This window comes from Hylemonella gracilis str. Niagara R (assembly GCF_000600295.1).
GTDB lineage: Bacteria > Pseudomonadota > Gammaproteobacteria > Burkholderiales > Burkholderiaceae_C > Hylemonella > Hylemonella gracilis_A.
This window is the reverse complement of the sequence record NZ_JEMG01000001.1, coordinates 893,075-908,855: the sequence shown is the minus strand read 5'-3', so window position 1 is coordinate 908,855 and position 15,781 is coordinate 893,075. Positions and strand designations below refer to the sequence as shown.

Genomic DNA, 15,781 nt, shown 5'->3' with positions numbered 1-15,781 from the left:
TCCATCCGATGTCCAGCTTGCGCAAGGTCAAATACAGCGCCACTGCGGCAACGCCGCAGTACAGCCCGACACCACCTACACGCGGGGTCGGGCGCGCGTGAAACTTTTGCACCCCGGCCATGCAGTCTGAGGTAAGGTCGGTGTGCAAGTGGTTAAAGCGAATGATCAACAAAGTGATCACCCAGGAAATTAATGCGGCAATAATGACGCTATTCATGGTTTTTATTTCATCCCTTAACTACTCTACAGAAACTTCAACTACAGCCGCTCTCCGTACCGCTGCCAACGCCACGCACTCGCGCACATTTCATCCAGGCCGCGCCTCGCTTGCCAGCCCAGAATTAAGCGTGCCTTGTCTGGACTGGCATACGAAGAGGCCACGTCGCCAGGGCGGCGCGCGACTATCTCATACGGCACCTCACGGCCGCTCGCGCGCTCGAATTCGCGCACCACTTGCAGCACACTGTAGCCTTGCCCCGTGCCCAAGTTGAAAGCGTGCCAGCCAGCCCCCTCGCTGCTTCCTAGGTAGTTCAGTGCGGCGAGATGCCCGTCAGCCAGATCTGCCACGTGAACGAAATCCCGAACACCCGTTCCATCTGGCGTGTCGTAATCCCCCCCGTACACACTGAGCCGGTCACGATGCCCCGCCGCGACTTGCGCGATGTAGGGCATGAGGTTGTTTGGTACGCCGCTGGGATCTTCGCCGATCAGCCCTGACTCATGAGCACCCACAGGATTGAAATAGCGCATGCAGGCGATACGCCAGTCACCGTCCGAAGCCGCGAGATCGCTCAACATCTCCTCGACGTGCAGCTTGCTTCTGCCGTAAGGATTGACGGCGCTGGTAGGATGCATCTCGTCCACTGGCAGATACTGGGGATCGCCATAGACCGTGGCACTGGAACTGAACACCAGTGTGCGCACGCCACAGCGCTGCATGGCCCACAGGAGACACAAAGTACCCGTCACATTGTTGTCATAGTAGGCCAGCGGATCGGCCACTGATTCACCCACGGCCTTGAGTCCCGCGAAATGAACAACCGCTTCGATGCGCTGCTCTTGCAAAGTGCGCTCGAGCAAGTCAGCATCGCGCACATCACCCTGCACCAATACCAGCGAGCGACCGACAATACGATTCAAGCGTGTCACCACATCAGCGTGGCTGTTGCACAGATTGTCGTAGAGAACAACATGGTTGCCCGCCCCTGCAAGCAGGGCGACAGTGTGGCTGCCAATGTAGCCACTTCCACCCGTCAACAAGATATTCATGGGCGGCAATTGTGCCTGAGGGTTGCCAGGCAGCCGAACTCATAGCGTTATCGCTTTGAGTCACACCAAAAAAGCCCAGTCAGAAAATAAGCTGCCAAAATCAGCCTATCACGCCAACGACGACGGAATCTTCGGACCTGCAGAGCCAGGACCACCCGATCCACCAAACTCCCGCGCCCTAATCTCAGGGTCGCACTAGCCAAAGAGGTGTCATCTGGGCGCTGTACACGCGCCAGACTCGCCATACCCTGTACCTCGCGGCGGTACCAACCAGAAGCAATTTTTCTGTGCCGCCCTGCGGCAGCTTTCAAGCCGCTGTTTACACCCACTTCATTGCGACCATGCTGGCGATAGTCCATTGAAGGTTTGGTATCGATTAGCCATCGCCCACCACGCATTCGGCAAAAAGCGTAGCAAAACCAGTCGTGATGCGCCGGTAGAGCCCCTCCCATTTTGATGAGCTGTATCAGTTGCGACCTCATTTCTCGTGCAAAGGCGACCGTCATCAAATATGTGCAACCTGGGCCAGCAGCCTCGAACAAATAGTCAAAGCCTTGCTGTGGCTGCGCTTTGTTCACCAACCTTCTTCGACCATCAGGCCAAAAAGCTGTGACATTGCTTGATACAGCCGTCGCCGCATGCCGCAGCAAAAAGTTCACCGACCTCGTCAATTTGTCAGGAAACCAGATGTCGTCTTGATCCGAAAAAGCAACGTAGTCGACATCACCGAAATCTGCATCAAGCAGCAACCGATAGAAATTTTTTGCAGCAGAGCCAAAAGGTCCCGCGCTCGGGAGCAAAACTACACGAGATTCCACTGCCGCCAAAGTTTGTATCCACACGGCGGTGCCGTCACTGGAAGCATCATCCGAGATAACCAGCCTAACCTCTACATCTTGCTGACCCAGAATACTCTTCGTCTGCTCAGGCAGCCAAGCAAAACCGTTGTGCGTCGCAAGCAGGACTATGACTCTTCGCATTGATCATCTAGTTGCTAGCAACTTGTACAAGCATTTCTGCGGAAAATGCGTTTCACCTAAAGATCTCATCGCTGGCTAAATAATTCAACGCTTATCTTTATCGTAAAAATGCTTATTCTTAACTACGCCTTTAGGGAAAAGCTTTCGTAATCCCATGCGCAGTGAAATATCACAACGCAGCACCCAATCTCGGAGTTTTTGCTCTGGTCGTCCACGAAAGGAGGTAACATGAAAATAGTCCATTTCTTCGGGAGATCGCCTAGAAAAATAGTAATTGGAAACGCAGCACCGGGCCTCATCAACGAGAACAGGAGAAACACTGTGCCATGAGGTCTTATGCGTCACCATCACAACAAAGCGATTGCAGCGACTCTCAATTGTGATTTGCTTATTCTTGGGCCCATCAGGCCAAAGCTCCAAGTTACCCCCATTCGAAAGCTTCCAATCGGGAGAAACGTAATATAGAAGATTCAATACCCTGTATCTATCCCGCGTCTTATCGTGTGAGTTATCAAGGTGTGGATTCAGGAAATGCCCCGCCCCCATCAACGAAATTCCTCCTGCATAGAGCTGCTCGTCCGACTCCAATTCTTGCAGTCCTGTAATCTGACCAATGATCTCGACAATTCTCTGATCCTGAAACGCATAAAGAGTCTCTTCAAGAAGAGAATCATGCTCATTCATCTGCGCTGAAATAAACTTCAATTCTCGAAGACTGCGTTTAATTTTCATGGATTGACCTCTTGGAAATACCTGCCGTATCCGCAAAGCCAATTCATCTGGCAACAAGTCATCCAGCGCAAAATACTTGATTGCTCCACTCGAGCGAAAGGAAGCTTGCAGCGCTCCAATCTCTGGCTGAATCCGTGAAATGATCAAATCCGCAATTTGTCGGCGATTCATCTGACAATCCCTTCCCCGGTTATCTAAAAGCACTACCCACTCATCTGCGCGTTTGATCCGCGTAAGCACCGACCAATTAGGTTAAAAACCAAATACATACGCCAATATATGCGCAACCAAAATGGATTGCGAGAGCGTTCCGATGTAATGCTGACATTAGCGCCATGGCGACGGTATAAAACAAGCGGTTCAGCAATAAATTTAACCCGCCCCGTGCACTCCAATATCAAGCCCAACCACCAGTCATGCACGGTGATTCCGGCGGGAAACGGAAGAGCAATCTCCAGAGCAGAGCGACGCATTGCCATGCAACAACCTTGGTAGCTATTTTTATGCAGGTTCTTCAAAACACCCGGGCCTGAATCGATCAGCTGAAAATACGATGGGTGCTGCACATTCAGATCAGCGTCCACTACCTTGCAGTCCGTTAAGACAAGATCTGAATTATCTAATTCAGCCTGAACCGCGATGACCTTACCTGGTAGCCAAATATCGTCTTGATCACTCAAGAAAATTACCTCGCCTTTGGCATGCTTTAGAGCACACTCAAAATTAGCCGCCACTCCCCGTCGCGGACCTTCAATCAAATGAATGCGTTCGTCAGCTAGGCCACGGATGATTTCAAGAGTCCCATCCGTTGATCCATCATCGCTAATCACCAGCTCATCACTGGACGATAGCTGCGAGAGAATGCTTTGAATCTGGGGGCGAATGTATTCCGCCCCATTAAAACTAGCCATGCAGACAGAGATCATTCTGGAAATACGTATATTTTTTGAATAGCCACCTAGCGTCATTTAGCTCGTAAATACATGTCAAACTGTGGGACACTTATTCACAGACGCCAGACAAGTTCAGAATTTTTCTATATCGATTTCGGTGTCAAATTGCAAACTAAAGAACATCTGATCAAGTCATAAAAGGGTGGCTGGCGATCCAGCAGCGCCAGCGAGTAGAAGGTCGTCGCGGCGCCATCAGGTCCCATACGCATGGGCTTACGCTCCCAGCACACGCACAACTCCCATCATCGCCAACAGCTTCTTGCACGCCACCCACAGATTTGACAGCGCAAACAATGTGATCACGTGCGCCGTGTTCTTCGCCAATGCCATGGATCTCACCTTGGTCAATCCGAACTGAGATTTGATCACCCGAAACGGGTATTCAACCTTGGCCCGCACGCTCGCCTCCCGAGGTTATGCCTGCGTGCGCTGTGCTTTGCTGCGCCATCGGGCATCTTGACCATATCGCTGGGCCGCGCCGCAATGTACCACTGCACATGCGGCACCCTTAACGACGCGCCCAATAGCCCGAATCCGCCCATGCCTGCGCCTCCTTGCCGTGCATCAGATTTGCCACTTGCTTCAAGTCCGCTTCGTTGGCCGCCGCCGTCACCGTGTGCACCAGCCCGGAGCCCGCATTCCCCCCCTATGTGCGCCTTCATCCCGCAGTGCCACTGGCTCATTGCTCCGGCTGTTTTGATCGCCTCGGAGCAGCACACAAGATTAGTGCACGGTTTAAGACGATCCCAAGAGTTGCGGTATTTCCCGCTCAGGGATCGACCAGCATTCATCCGCCTTCGACTCACGCTGGCAACAGAACTCGCTGACCGTGCTGGCGGAACAGCCAGATCGCAGTACCTTGATCTGCCACAACTTCCTTGGGCATGACTCGGCACTGGCACGTTCTCGGCGTCAAACTCTTTCATGCACACCACCAGAAGCGTATCCATCCCACCGGATTTGGCTAGAAACTTGTAAAACGCGGCTTCTCTGAGGCCTTAGTTCCTCGGAACAGGCCTGCAACCAGCAATCCCGCTTCCCCATACGTACCGTGCATCAATGCCCTGGTTTTCGCGAAGTTCAGACTATTTCGCGCAGAAGCTCCCAGAAAGAGTTCTATTTCGGACGCTGGTGAATTCGTAGGGGATTTCCCCCCAAAGCCAACAGCCCCAGAGCAATTCCTGTCCATAGCGTCACCAGGCGCACGGCGATGGCAGCAGAAACAGCTGAGGCCTGCTCTGCGCCCTGCGCCATCAACTGCAGAACCAGCGCCGCTTCCATCGCCCCCAGCCCGCCGGGGACCATGCTGACAGCACCAAACAACGCGGCATTTACGAAGATGAGCACTGCATTTGCCACCCCGACGGGCATATCCAAGCGGGTGCAAATCCATGCGAACACCAGCGCCTGAGTGCCGTAAGCCACGCACGCTATCAATGCATAGGCCAAAACTCGCCAAGGTTTCCAGAGCGTGGCCCATGTTTCCAATACGGCTCGCCCCCCTTCAGTTACGCCTTTGGCATGCCAACGACCCAGCCTTGCTGCCGCCAGCCAGTCCCAGCCACGCCCTGATGCCGGATGCAAAACGGCATAGGCCAATAACAGAGATGCCGCCCACAAAACCACTTCCACCGACGTCAACAACCAAGGCCAAACCGCACCAGCTTGGACATGCAGCACAGCTCCCGCAAAAACGCCCAACAAGCACATCCCCAGTACATCCGAGCCCCGATCTGCAAGAAATGCCCCAAGACTATGCGAAACAGGCACACCGTAGGGCAACAGCAACATCGATCGATAAGTTTCGCCCAATTTGCCAGGCGTCGTGGTCAAAACCAAACCGGATACATAAACGCGCAAATTGAACCACAGTGGCAAACGAAGTCCAAGCATATGCAAGCACCACGCCCAGCGCGCAAACCGCCATAGGTACCCCGTTGACGCCAGCGCTGCCAGCACCAGCAAAAAGCCGGCACCAAGTTGCCGAATAGCCACCATCGTTTGGGTCCACCCCACCCACAACAAAAGGGCAAGATAGATCAACACGCCAGCCAAAACAAAAAGAAGGGTAGCGCGTAGCAAACGCGTGTATTGCACCCCAAAGTTCTGCGCAGATCGCGCCGTCATGGCCACAGCGCAAGCCTTAGCGGTGGGGTCAAACACATCTGCAGTTCTCGTGCAGAAACACGTGCAGAAGAGGTTTGACTGTGTGGACTCCGGTGCATTCGGACAAGTGTGAACACTGAAAGATTGACGCTAAGTGCAGCGGCGCCCACGTGGTTTTCTCGGAGAAATTCGAGCTCACTCAATTGGTGTAGCAAGAGCCTTGATATAGCTGGCCACACCTTTCTGCACACTGTGGAATCTGTGTTCACAACCTGCATTTCGCAATTCCGTCAAATCAGCTTCCGTGTGGCACTGGTATTTTCCGCGCAGCGCATCGGGGAAGGGGATGTATTCGATCAAACCTTGGGCCACCATCTCAGCAAGGGAGAGCGCCTTCGCAGCTCTCACATGATTGTCGGGCGTCAACTCACGCAGGGCGTTTACCACGGCAGAGGCAACGTCGTTGAAAGGTTGAGCCCGACCAGAGCCGAGGTTATAGATGCCACTTTTGTCGGGATGGTCGAAGAACCAAAGGTTCACGGCAGTCACATCATCCACGAAAACAAAATCACGCATCTGCTCGCCTGGGGCATACCCCCCGTATTCGCCGAATAATTTCACCCGACCTTCGCTCTTAAACTGATTGAACTGATGGTAGGCGACGCTTGCCATTCGCCCCTTGTGCTGCTCGCGCGGACCATAGACGTTGAAGTAGCGAAAGCCCACTACTTGCGTTTTCGCATTTTCGAGCTTGTTGCCCAATACGTACCGCATGTGTTGATCAAACAATAGCTTGCTGTAGCCGTAGACATTGAGCGGATTTTCATATTCAGGTGCTTCTTTGAAAGTCTTTGAACCGCCATACGTTGCGGCAGACGAGGCATAAAGCAGGCGAGTCTTCTGCAGTTGACAGGCTGTGAACAACTCACAAGACAACGTGTAGTTGTTGTTCAACATGTATTTGCCATCTTGTTCCATCGTGTCGCTGCATGCGCCCTCATGGAATACGGCCTCGACCTTACCAAAGTGGCCTTTGGAAAACAACGAGTAAAAACTGCCACGGTCCACGTAGTCTGCTATATGCAAATCAACGAGGTTGCGGAATTTGTCGCCTTGCGTCAAATCATCTACAGCGATGATGTCCTTGATGCCGCGCTCGTTCAGTCCCTTGACGATGTTGGAGCCGATGAAGCCAGCGGCCCCCGTGACGACGACTTTCATGCGAACAATTCCTCATAAGATACGGTGGCAGAACCGAATTTACCGACGACGATGCCACCGGCCTTGTTGGCCAAAGGCATAGCTTGGCGCAAGGGCAAGCCGGTTCCAACCAGCGTGGCTAGCGTTGCAATGACCGTGTCGCCAGCGCCCGTGACATCGAACACCTCACGCGCTTGTGCAGTCGCGCTTGTTTCCACGTCGCTTTCGTAGAGCGTCATGCCTTCCTCGCTACGGGTCAGCAACAGAGCAGATAGGTCGAGCTTCTTGCGTAGCGCTTGGGCCTTGGCGCGCAGATCGTCTTCATCTCGCCACGTCCCAACCACCTGTCGAAGTTCTTCCCGGTTAGGCGTAATAACGGTTGCGCCCGCATAGCGCAAATAGTCCAGTCCCTTGGGGTCAACCAGTATTGGCTTGTCAGCGGCGCGTGCAAGTTCGATCATTTGGTCTACATGATCCAAGCAGCCTTTGCCATAGTCGGAAAAAAGAATCACATCGTGCGTGGGCAACAATCTCTTAAAGTCCGCCGTCTGCGAGGCCAACATCTCACGTCGTGGACTGTTTTCAAAATCTAGGCGAAGCAATTGCTGCTGACGACCAATGACTCGCAACTTGACTATGGTCTGCAGCGCAGAGTTACGTCCAAAATGCGGCGCGATTCCGTTTTCCACAACGAGCTTTTCGAGCATGTGACTGGCGTCATCGTCGCCCACCACGGTCAGCAAAGTGGCTTGCGCACCCAGTGCCACCACGTTAGCCGCGACATTGGCCGCTCCACCCATGCGCAAATCTTCGCGCGTCACTCGCACAACTGGAACGGGAGCTTCAGGACTGATGCGATCTACCGCGCCATGCCAATAGCGGTCGAGCATGGCATCGCCCACAACAAGTACGCGTGTCCGGGAAAGTTGGTCTCTTTGCAAAACTGCCATGGGGAAAACGACGATGAAATTTATGAGCCTACCTGTATTTTCTTGACCAATGCTGTGGTCGAGTAACCATCAGAAAAGGGAAGCGCCAGCGCTTTGCCACCCCAAGACTCAACCAGGGCGGTTTCAGGCAATTTGCGCATGTCGTAGTCCCCACCCTTGACCAGGATGTCAGGGCGTACTTCTGCAATCAACTTTTCTGGCGTGTCTTCGTCAAACCATGTCACGCAGTCCACCATACCCAGGGCAGCAATTAGCAAGGCACGGTCTTCCTCCCGGTTAAGCGGGCGTTCAGGCCCCTTGCCCAATCGCCGCGCAGAAGCATCGGTATTTAGCGCAACAAGCAAGCAAGCCCCAAGTGCACGGGCCTGCTCCAGATAAGTTACATGCCCTCGGTGCAAAACATCAAATACGCCGTTAGTGAAAACCAGCGGCTTGGGTAGGGTAGCCAGCCTCTCTACGATCCTAAAGCGCGAACAGATCTTGTCTGAAAAACTACTCATGAAACCACATCCAATGCCGTGGCCAGATGATAAGGAGTCGTGGAAGGCATGTCGTTCCGAATTATCGTTCCATTGGCATCCAGGCACTCATGCCAACCAGTTGGGTGCAGGAAGCGCCTCCTGAAGCTATCGATCTGCCGCGCTAGCTGGATGCGTACGGCTGGGTCGTCACGCATTTGGAAAGCAAGCGCGCGCAAATACTCTGTTTGCGCCCAAATGCGCTGGGTGGCATTCAATATTCGGCCCCCTTCATCTAAGGCCGCGCAAACGCCACCGGTCTCCGCGTCCACACCATACTGAATCGCAAACTCATACGCATGACGAAGTGGCTCCCGTAACGCGGTCAGTGCGGGATGTCCGCCACCACCATTGCTGCCAAAAACCAGCCAATACCACTCGAACTGATGGCCAGGTTCCACCCAGTTGTCCGCCTCGTCCTGTGGCAGCTCCGTGATACAGCCATTCTTGATTGACACAAATTTTTCTTTAATTACCGTCGCCACTTGTTCGATTCGCATGTCAAAAGCCGAATCACCCGTGGCGTCCCGTGCCGCCAGCCAAGCCTCAGTCAAGTGCATCAGGGGGTTCTGCAATACACCCTCTTGCGTGTGCACGAAGTCCTCGCTCATCACGGCTTGCAAAACACCCTCCAAGGCAAAGCCATCTATCCAGTCCACGGTGCGTGTCAGGACATCCACCGCCATCGGGTCGCGCGAGCGCATGGCGTAGTGGGCAGTGGCAAACACCACGAATGCGTGGGTATAAAGGTCTTTTTGCCGCTCTTTAGGAACGCCGAGGGCATCGACGCTGTAAAACCAGCCTCCGTGTTGCTTGTCTTCAAATAATGGAGCAAGGAACTGAACAGTGTCTTAGCATGAGCCAAGTCCCCCACCAATGCAAAAACGAAAAGCTGCCTGGCACAGGCCATGGCCCGGTAGCGTGTCGGTGGCAGCGGTGTTCCGTCTGGCGATACGGCTTCAAACGGCAAGCGCAGATTTCCGTTGAAACCCTTTCCACGCCAAAGCGGAAGCACCTCTTGACGGTAGTGCGTCATCACCGGGTTGAAGACTTCATCCACAGTGCACCTCGCAGGTAGACAGGCTCATAAAGAAATCTCAAACCATCCAAATTTGACTGTTAAACGGCGTCCTAACTATTTTCGTTTGCTCTCGCCTAAATACACGTTAGCAAAGAGGGGGCCGTTTCTTAAAGGCCAGGTCAGGTTCAACCCGCTTCGACATTCCATCACCCAAGGCCGTAAAGCAAGTATCTTCGCTTCTTATCCCGGACCGCCAACCAGTTCCTCTCTTGCCGCATCTAAACGAAACACTTCGGGGTGGAATGTAATATCGTAGCACTGTGGAATACGAGCCAGTCCATCCGCACTGAATCAGGCGCCGCCGACGTGGATCGCGCTCAAAGTCTGCAGCAGCAGTGATCCTCCACAACGGTGTTGTAGCCAGTATTTGTCCATACACTACGCCGGGCGCTGCCCCTTAATTGAATGCAGTCGTTCAGCAACTATTGGCTCACGCAGCCCTTGAGCTATATTTCACGCACCGGGCAGAAGAGTATTTTTGCGACAGCAAGAGCTTCAGGCTGCCTGAAGAGACTGACTCATACATGAGAGGCTGCCCCGATTTGCGAGGCGATTCAAATAGCTGCTGGACTTGATTTGGGAGACGGAGTTTTGCAACCTAAAGAATATTCAACCAGTGCGGTGTACTCCGTCATCGTGACATACAACGCCGAAGCCAGCGTCGTTGAAGACTCGATTCGGCGCTTGCGGCAGGAGGGTGTTTTCGTCGTCGTGGTGGATAACGGAAGTTCTCCCTCTGTGGTCGCTGGCCAACAAAAACTGGTCGACGCAAACCAGGCCGCCATGATCGCCTTGCCTAAAAATTTGGGTCTCGCGGCAGCTCAAAACCTGGGCATACGCTACGCCCAGCATGCAGGCGCCCAATTCGTCTTACTCCTGGATCACGATAGCTTGATCGAGCCAGGTATGGTGCAGACTCAACTGGAGGTGCATAAAACCCTAGAGGCTCGTGGCGTGCAGGTGGCGGCATTGGGACCAATGACAACGGATGTCAGGACAAAGACGCAAGCTGGCTTCGTCAAACTAGCGCCTCCATTCATCAAGCGACTGCATTGTGGGGAAGATGACGAGAACTTGGTGGCGGCGGATTTCCTCAACGCCTCTGGGAGTCTGATTCCCATGCAGGCACTACATGACATTGGTCTGATGAATGAAGGCTTTTTCATCGACCATGTCGATACTGAATGGTGCTTGCGTGCCATTGCAAGGGGTTACCGCATTTATGGGGTATGTAACGCTCGACTTCTGCATCGACTCGGTGATCAAGTAATTCGGATTTGGTGGGGACGCTGGCGTGAAGTGTCCATCCACTCACCATGGCGTCATTACTTCGTCTTTCGCAATACCTTGCTGATGCTTAGAACGACACCCATGCCCTTTGCATGGCGGCTAACGCATACTCTGCGCCTGATCCAATTCTTGATTTTTTTTGCGCTTGTCATGCCGCCTCGCTTGCAACGTCTGCGTTTCATGGCGCTTGGCGTCTTGGATGGCCTGCGACGGCGGTCCGGGCCGCTTGAGAATGTCTGAGTGTTGTATTCCGCCGAGATCTGACCCACTTGGACCAGCAATTTCCATCCAAAGCTGATCCACGTAGACCTGCCCTCGCAGCTTTAACACAGTGAAGAAGTAGTACCTGCGGTCGGACGAAATCGAACCCACCTACGCAAGGCGGGGCAGCCCAAGCAAGCTCGATCCCTATGCCGAGAAGCCGTCCAACTGGCGAGCAATCGAGGCAACCAAATCGCAAAAACAGCGGCACGATCTGAAACAGATCTACACACACTACAGCACGCTAGCCTGTGTGATCGCTGAATGGATCGGCTTTCACAGCCACCGACGCCCTCAACAGGCCCTGAAAGTGAAGACTTCCGCTGGCTGAGGCTTATGCTTTATCAGCCTGACCTGTACATAAACCGCCGGGGCAAGACAAACGCGGTTTCACGGCGAACTCTTAGGGTCGCTTACATATACCCAATACTTCCCAAGCACGAAAAGCACCGGAACAGTTGTCGCTAGCGCAGCTACCGAGGCCACAAAATAGGGAAGTTGAAGCCAGTCTCTCACGAAAATAGTGGAAGCAGTCGACATAGCGAGGTTATACGACTGCATAACCAAAAACCTGAAGCCCATTTGCCGGTGCCGCGCCTGCACCCGATAAGTGAACTTCATATGCCCAAAATAGACAATGACCAGACCCGACAGCCAAGCAAGAAGCGGGGAAAGATGTGTCGGCGCCCCCAGCCAGTCATAAAGATTGCTGAAGAGCAAATAGCTCAGCGCGCCAATGCCCCCCATCACGAGATAGCGGAATAGCTCCCAATAGCTCTTTCCTGCAATTCCGTTTTTTATCAATGCGCGCACGTCTGTCACTTACCTATGTTGCAGCTGAGGAATACACCTCTCACGCCACGACCGTATCAAACACCTGCCCCTGTGCATTGGCCGGATACCTTTTACCCAGCATCCAGGCTGCTGTGAGGCAAATGTCGTTGATCATCCCATCTTTCTCGATGGCATAACCCTGCTTGATTCGTTTTCCGTAGAAGATGCAGGGGACGTAGCTCTCACCTTTGAAAAGGCGGTAACCATGGTCCAGGTTGTGCAGGCCGTGATCCGCACAAACGATGACCGCGATATCTTCGGCATCCTCAAGCGATTCAATCACTTCCACGACCTTGCCTATGCGGGCATCCACCTTCTTGAGGGCTTCATGGTATTGGGACGACTGGCCACCGTAGCTATGGCCACAGAAATCCGCCTCACTGTAGTCAAAAACGAACAGCTGAGTTTTCTTATCGTTGCGCAAATCATCCAACAGCCATTCCATGGCTACATCGTCGCTTTTCTGAATTCCGATCGTAGGCAACGAGACAATTTTGGTTTCCCATCCATCCTTGGCAAAATGCTTCATGTGCATGCACCCATAGATGGTTATCTTTGCCAAGTCACCCAAGCCCTCAACCTTCAGACTTTGGCCAATGTTATTGTCGAAAATGCCATGCTCCTGAGGCCTTGCCCCGGTCAATATGGTGCCGAATGCAGGGTTGGTGAGTGCCCTGTATACAGTGAGCAAGCCATTTTTCACATGCGCGCCGTCCCCAATCATGCGATTGATGTTGGGCAAATTGAGCTTTTGAATTGTGTCCCAACGTCCGCCATCAATGTTCAAAATGACGACTTTCTTGAACGGCTTAGAAATGGGCTGGTCGGGACGATATTGATTGGTAGGAATATTGTCCGGAAGATATTTGCGGACGATCAGCGCACAAACGATGTTGACAGCAAGTGTCGCCAATAGCGGGGTCAGCGGCAGTGAGCCTTGAGCCACGTGCCCGGTTATCAAAACAGTAGACGTTAGGAAGTAACCGAAAAAGACAGAGATAGGCAAGGAAAGGGTTGTAGGCACCACGGTCGTAATGCACTGAACCAACATTCGGAAGGGGATGGTGATGTCACGCCCAACAATGACCTGCGGCCCACCGTTGATGACCAGAAGCACGCCCAAATAAAAGACCGTGACCCCCAGCAGCGCCATTAGATATGTCTGGTAACCGGGCGTGTATGCGATGAAGAGATAGAGCAAAGACAAAAGCGCACATGGCACATAATAAGGATGCCAGTCAGCGACTTTCATGAGCGCGAAAGCGATGATGGCAGCACCAATCATCGGAAGTACGGCTACGGGATACGGGACGAAAAAATATGCCACTGCCAAGGCAAATATGCTCGACAGCACACAAAAAGAATTGATAGTGTTGAAGAGATAAATAACCCGAACACCGAAATTCTCAACATGGTCGTTGTATAGCTTCATCACTGTCCTTTATCCTTGAGAACCCCAAGGACCTCAGAGTTGAAAGAAAGAGACACCGTTCGTTTGGGCTTTACGCTTTCCCCGCGCAGCAGACGTTCGCATATGTCTATGACTTGCTCAGCTTTAATCTGCTTCATGCAGACATTATCACCCGCGCACGGTGGCACATCCACATAGTGAGCGCAGGGGCTGCAATACGTTTGGTAATAAATATATGTTCTGTACTCATTGGGAATGAAATACTGCTCTGGATCCACGGGACCAGCAAGCAACAACTGGGGAACCCGCAAGGTTAGCGCCATGTTCATCACACCAGAGTCATTGGTGACTACCAGGCTAGACTGCTCAAGAAACGCAAAAAACTCAGGCAGTGAGAACACCCCAGCGACATTCCGGACCTTGTTGGCGTCACCGCCAAGCAGCTCGATGATACCTTGAACGTATTCGCGCTCAGGAGGAGACCCTACCAGGGCGACAGCATACCCCTGGTGCGAAAAGTACCGAGCCACGGAAGCAAACCCCTCCCGAGCCCATCGGCGCTCATATCGCAAGTCCGACGCATTTGGATTGAGCACAATTATCCCCTTATGCTCGAAGTCGAAAATCAAACCCAGCTTGGCGCCAACCTTTTCACTTTCTGAATCAGTGGGCGGCGGCCCCAGCAGACCTTGCTCAGGGGAGAGCGGCGCCGCACCGATGAGTTGCGCTATTTGGCTGTAACAGTAACGAATTGGGAAGTTGGTATTGAGATAGAGAAGATGGGTATACAGGAAAGCTCTGTGATCTTTGTCCTGCAATGAAAATCCCAGCCGGTTCTTTGAACAAGAAAACAGAGACATCAGCGAACCGTATGTCGAATGCACCTCCAAATCAATAAAGAGGTCTATTCGTCTCGGGATCAACTTCGCAATAGTACGAAAACTTGTAGCGGCGACGTTCAGCAACGATGTGTCATCCACGCACAAAACATCGTCGATAAAATCGTACCGCAACAAAAAATTTTTGTTGGACTGCAGCGTCAGAAACGTCAATTGCGCGTCTGGATACTTGTCCTTGATCGCCCTCAACATTGGCGTAGCTTGCAAGATGCTGCCAATTCCCAGATATTTGGCCACCACGATTCTCTTGGGCGGCACGCGCGGAGGCACGGTGTGATCGCGCCTCAAAATTTTCTCAAGAATGAGGGCTGGTATACGCAGAAAGATGCTCAGCGCATACCCGACGGCACGATCTATTGCCTGCTTTTGTTTTTTGTTCATTTTTTTCTGAAAAGCAGATACTTGACATCTGCCGGAAAGATTTTCGATGTCAAGGCGACAAGATTGGCAACGGCACTGATGACCAAAGCGGGAAGCGGACTGTATGTGGAGCGTACTCGTTGGTACATACCTTCCGTTGCCATGGCCACCAACCGACCTTGATCCACAAGTTCGAACTTATGCTTGGCAAGAAGACGCGTTACGTTGGCTTCGGAATAAAAATAGATATGGGGAGAGGAAAGCCCTTGCGCCCACATTCTGCGATACGGCGACTCCATGCCAAGTCGCGCTGCCGCACTTACCATTCTGAATACGAAGCCACTGCTCAACGGGAGATTGATCAGAAGGAGTCCGCCATCCCTCAGCAGCTTGTGACTCTTCTCAAGCGAGAAGTCCGGATCCTGCATATGCTCAAAGACGTCATTGAGCACGATTGCATCGTATTCCTTTTCTCCCCCTGCAAAGCTTTCAAAGCTGACCAACTCCACTGGCAATTTCTTCTGCAACGCCTCGGTTGCGGCTTCTTGATCGGGCTCAAGCCCCAAAGCCACACCGCCTTTGCGTTGAATCAATTCGGTAAACCCCCCCTCCGCGCTACCGACATCGAGTACCTTTGCTTCGCGTAGCGGCATGACCCGTTCAAGGGCATTGGCCACAATGGCGTAGTTCCGGAACGCAATAGCAGTCATGCCTTTGATCGGGTTGCCGAACCCTGCCTTTTGCCTGGAGTACAACAAGCCGCACCGAGGGCACCGGAGAAAACCGATCAACCCTGGCACATAGGCATTGCCACAAGCAATACAGGTTCCAATGTCACGCTCAGAGGTCATATTTCTACTTCCGCGCCAATGCGATATGCGTTAGCCATGATGACAAATGTGAGGGATGTGGCTGGAATCGCGGGGAATGCAGCTGC

General features: G+C 52.9%; 14 protein-coding genes and 2 pseudogenes. 1 reads left to right on the top strand and 15 read right to left on the bottom strand.

Features of this window, described 5'->3' with window-relative positions; translation table 11 throughout:
* From AZ34_RS18520 to AZ34_RS04125, 11 genes and pseudogenes are all read right to left on the bottom strand, one after another.
* A pseudogene (locus AZ34_RS18520) lies at positions 1–217 on the bottom strand (glycosyl transferase); the annotation flags it as partial.
* Between the two features lie 41 nt (positions 218–258).
* Positions 259–1,269, bottom strand: coding sequence for a UDP-glucose 4-epimerase GalE (gene galE, locus AZ34_RS04155; RefSeq protein WP_035605107.1), 1,011 nt, complete (start codon positions 1,267–1,269; stop codon positions 259–261).
* 47 nt (positions 1,270–1,316) lie between these two features.
* Entirely contained in the window at positions 1,317–2,249 is a 933-nt protein-coding gene (locus AZ34_RS17900; protein ID WP_081767077.1) for a glycosyltransferase, read from the bottom strand.
* An 84-nt stretch (positions 2,250–2,333) separates the two neighbouring features.
* Positions 2,334–3,152 (bottom strand): 2OG-Fe(II) oxygenase, encoded by an 819-nt coding sequence (locus AZ34_RS17895; protein WP_081767298.1) that lies wholly within the window; start codon positions 3,150–3,152, stop codon positions 2,334–2,336.
* A gap of 32 nt (positions 3,153–3,184) precedes the next feature.
* Positions 3,185–3,892 (bottom strand): glycosyltransferase, encoded by a 708-nt coding sequence (locus AZ34_RS17890; RefSeq protein ID WP_197026494.1) that lies wholly within the window; start codon positions 3,890–3,892, stop codon positions 3,185–3,187.
* Between the two features lie 255 nt (positions 3,893–4,147).
* The gene (locus AZ34_RS19010) at positions 4,148–4,303 is read right to left on the bottom strand and encodes a hypothetical protein (RefSeq protein WP_035605104.1); all 156 of its coding nucleotides are present in this window, start codon (positions 4,301–4,303) and stop codon (positions 4,148–4,150) included.
* A gap of 747 nt (positions 4,304–5,050) precedes the next feature.
* On the bottom strand, positions 5,051–6,061 hold the full coding sequence (locus tag AZ34_RS04145) for a lysylphosphatidylglycerol synthase transmembrane domain-containing protein (protein WP_051509522.1): 1,011 nt from the start codon (positions 6,059–6,061) through the stop codon (positions 5,051–5,053).
* 174 nt (positions 6,062–6,235) lie between these two features.
* Positions 6,236–7,261 (bottom strand): ADP-glyceromanno-heptose 6-epimerase, encoded by a 1,026-nt coding sequence (rfaD, locus tag AZ34_RS04140; RefSeq protein ID WP_035605101.1) that lies wholly within the window; start codon positions 7,259–7,261, stop codon positions 6,236–6,238.
* Entirely contained in the window at positions 7,258–8,190 is a 933-nt protein-coding gene (rfaE1, locus tag AZ34_RS17880) for a D-glycero-beta-D-manno-heptose-7-phosphate kinase (RefSeq protein ID WP_081767075.1), read from the bottom strand. The genes rfaD and rfaE1 overlap by 4 nt, the downstream gene beginning before the upstream one ends.
* Positions 8,191–8,210: 20 nt before the next feature.
* Positions 8,211–8,690, bottom strand: coding sequence for a D-glycero-beta-D-manno-heptose 1-phosphate adenylyltransferase (gene rfaE2 / locus AZ34_RS17875; protein ID WP_081767074.1), 480 nt, complete (start codon positions 8,688–8,690; stop codon positions 8,211–8,213).
* Positions 8,687–9,744: pseudogene (locus AZ34_RS04125) on the bottom strand (AGE family epimerase/isomerase). Before AZ34_RS04125 ends, rfaE2 begins: the two are co-directional and overlap by 4 nt.
* Positions 9,745–10,425: 681 nt before the next feature.
* Here AZ34_RS04125 and AZ34_RS04120 point away from each other — a divergent pair.
* Entirely contained in the window at positions 10,426–11,319 is an 894-nt protein-coding gene (locus AZ34_RS04120; RefSeq protein ID WP_231495455.1) for a glycosyltransferase family 2 protein, read from the top strand.
* A 411-nt stretch (positions 11,320–11,730) separates the two neighbouring features.
* Here the strand turns inward: AZ34_RS04120 and AZ34_RS04115 are convergent, their stop codons facing one another.
* Genes AZ34_RS04115 through AZ34_RS04100 form a run of 4 tightly spaced genes read right to left on the bottom strand, consistent with a single transcriptional unit; the run spans position 11,731 to position 15,554 of the window.
* A complete protein-coding gene (locus tag AZ34_RS04115) occupies positions 11,731–12,153 on the bottom strand; it encodes a GtrA family protein (RefSeq protein ID WP_155831718.1) in 423 nt (140 codons plus the stop codon).
* 40 nt (positions 12,154–12,193) lie between these two features.
* Complete coding sequence (locus AZ34_RS04110) at positions 12,194–13,606, bottom strand: alkaline phosphatase family protein (RefSeq protein WP_035605091.1); 1,413 nt, start codon at positions 13,604–13,606, stop codon at positions 12,194–12,196.
* The gene (locus tag AZ34_RS04105; RefSeq protein WP_035605088.1) at positions 13,606–14,865 is read right to left on the bottom strand and encodes a glycosyltransferase family 9 protein; all 1,260 of its coding nucleotides are present in this window, start codon (positions 14,863–14,865) and stop codon (positions 13,606–13,608) included. The genes AZ34_RS04110 and AZ34_RS04105 overlap by 1 nt, the downstream gene beginning before the upstream one ends.
* On the bottom strand, positions 14,862–15,554 hold the full coding sequence (locus AZ34_RS04100) for a class I SAM-dependent methyltransferase (RefSeq protein WP_035605086.1): 693 nt from the start codon (positions 15,552–15,554) through the stop codon (positions 14,862–14,864). The genes AZ34_RS04105 and AZ34_RS04100 overlap by 4 nt, the downstream gene beginning before the upstream one ends.
* Positions 15,555–15,781: the final 227 nt, after the last annotated feature.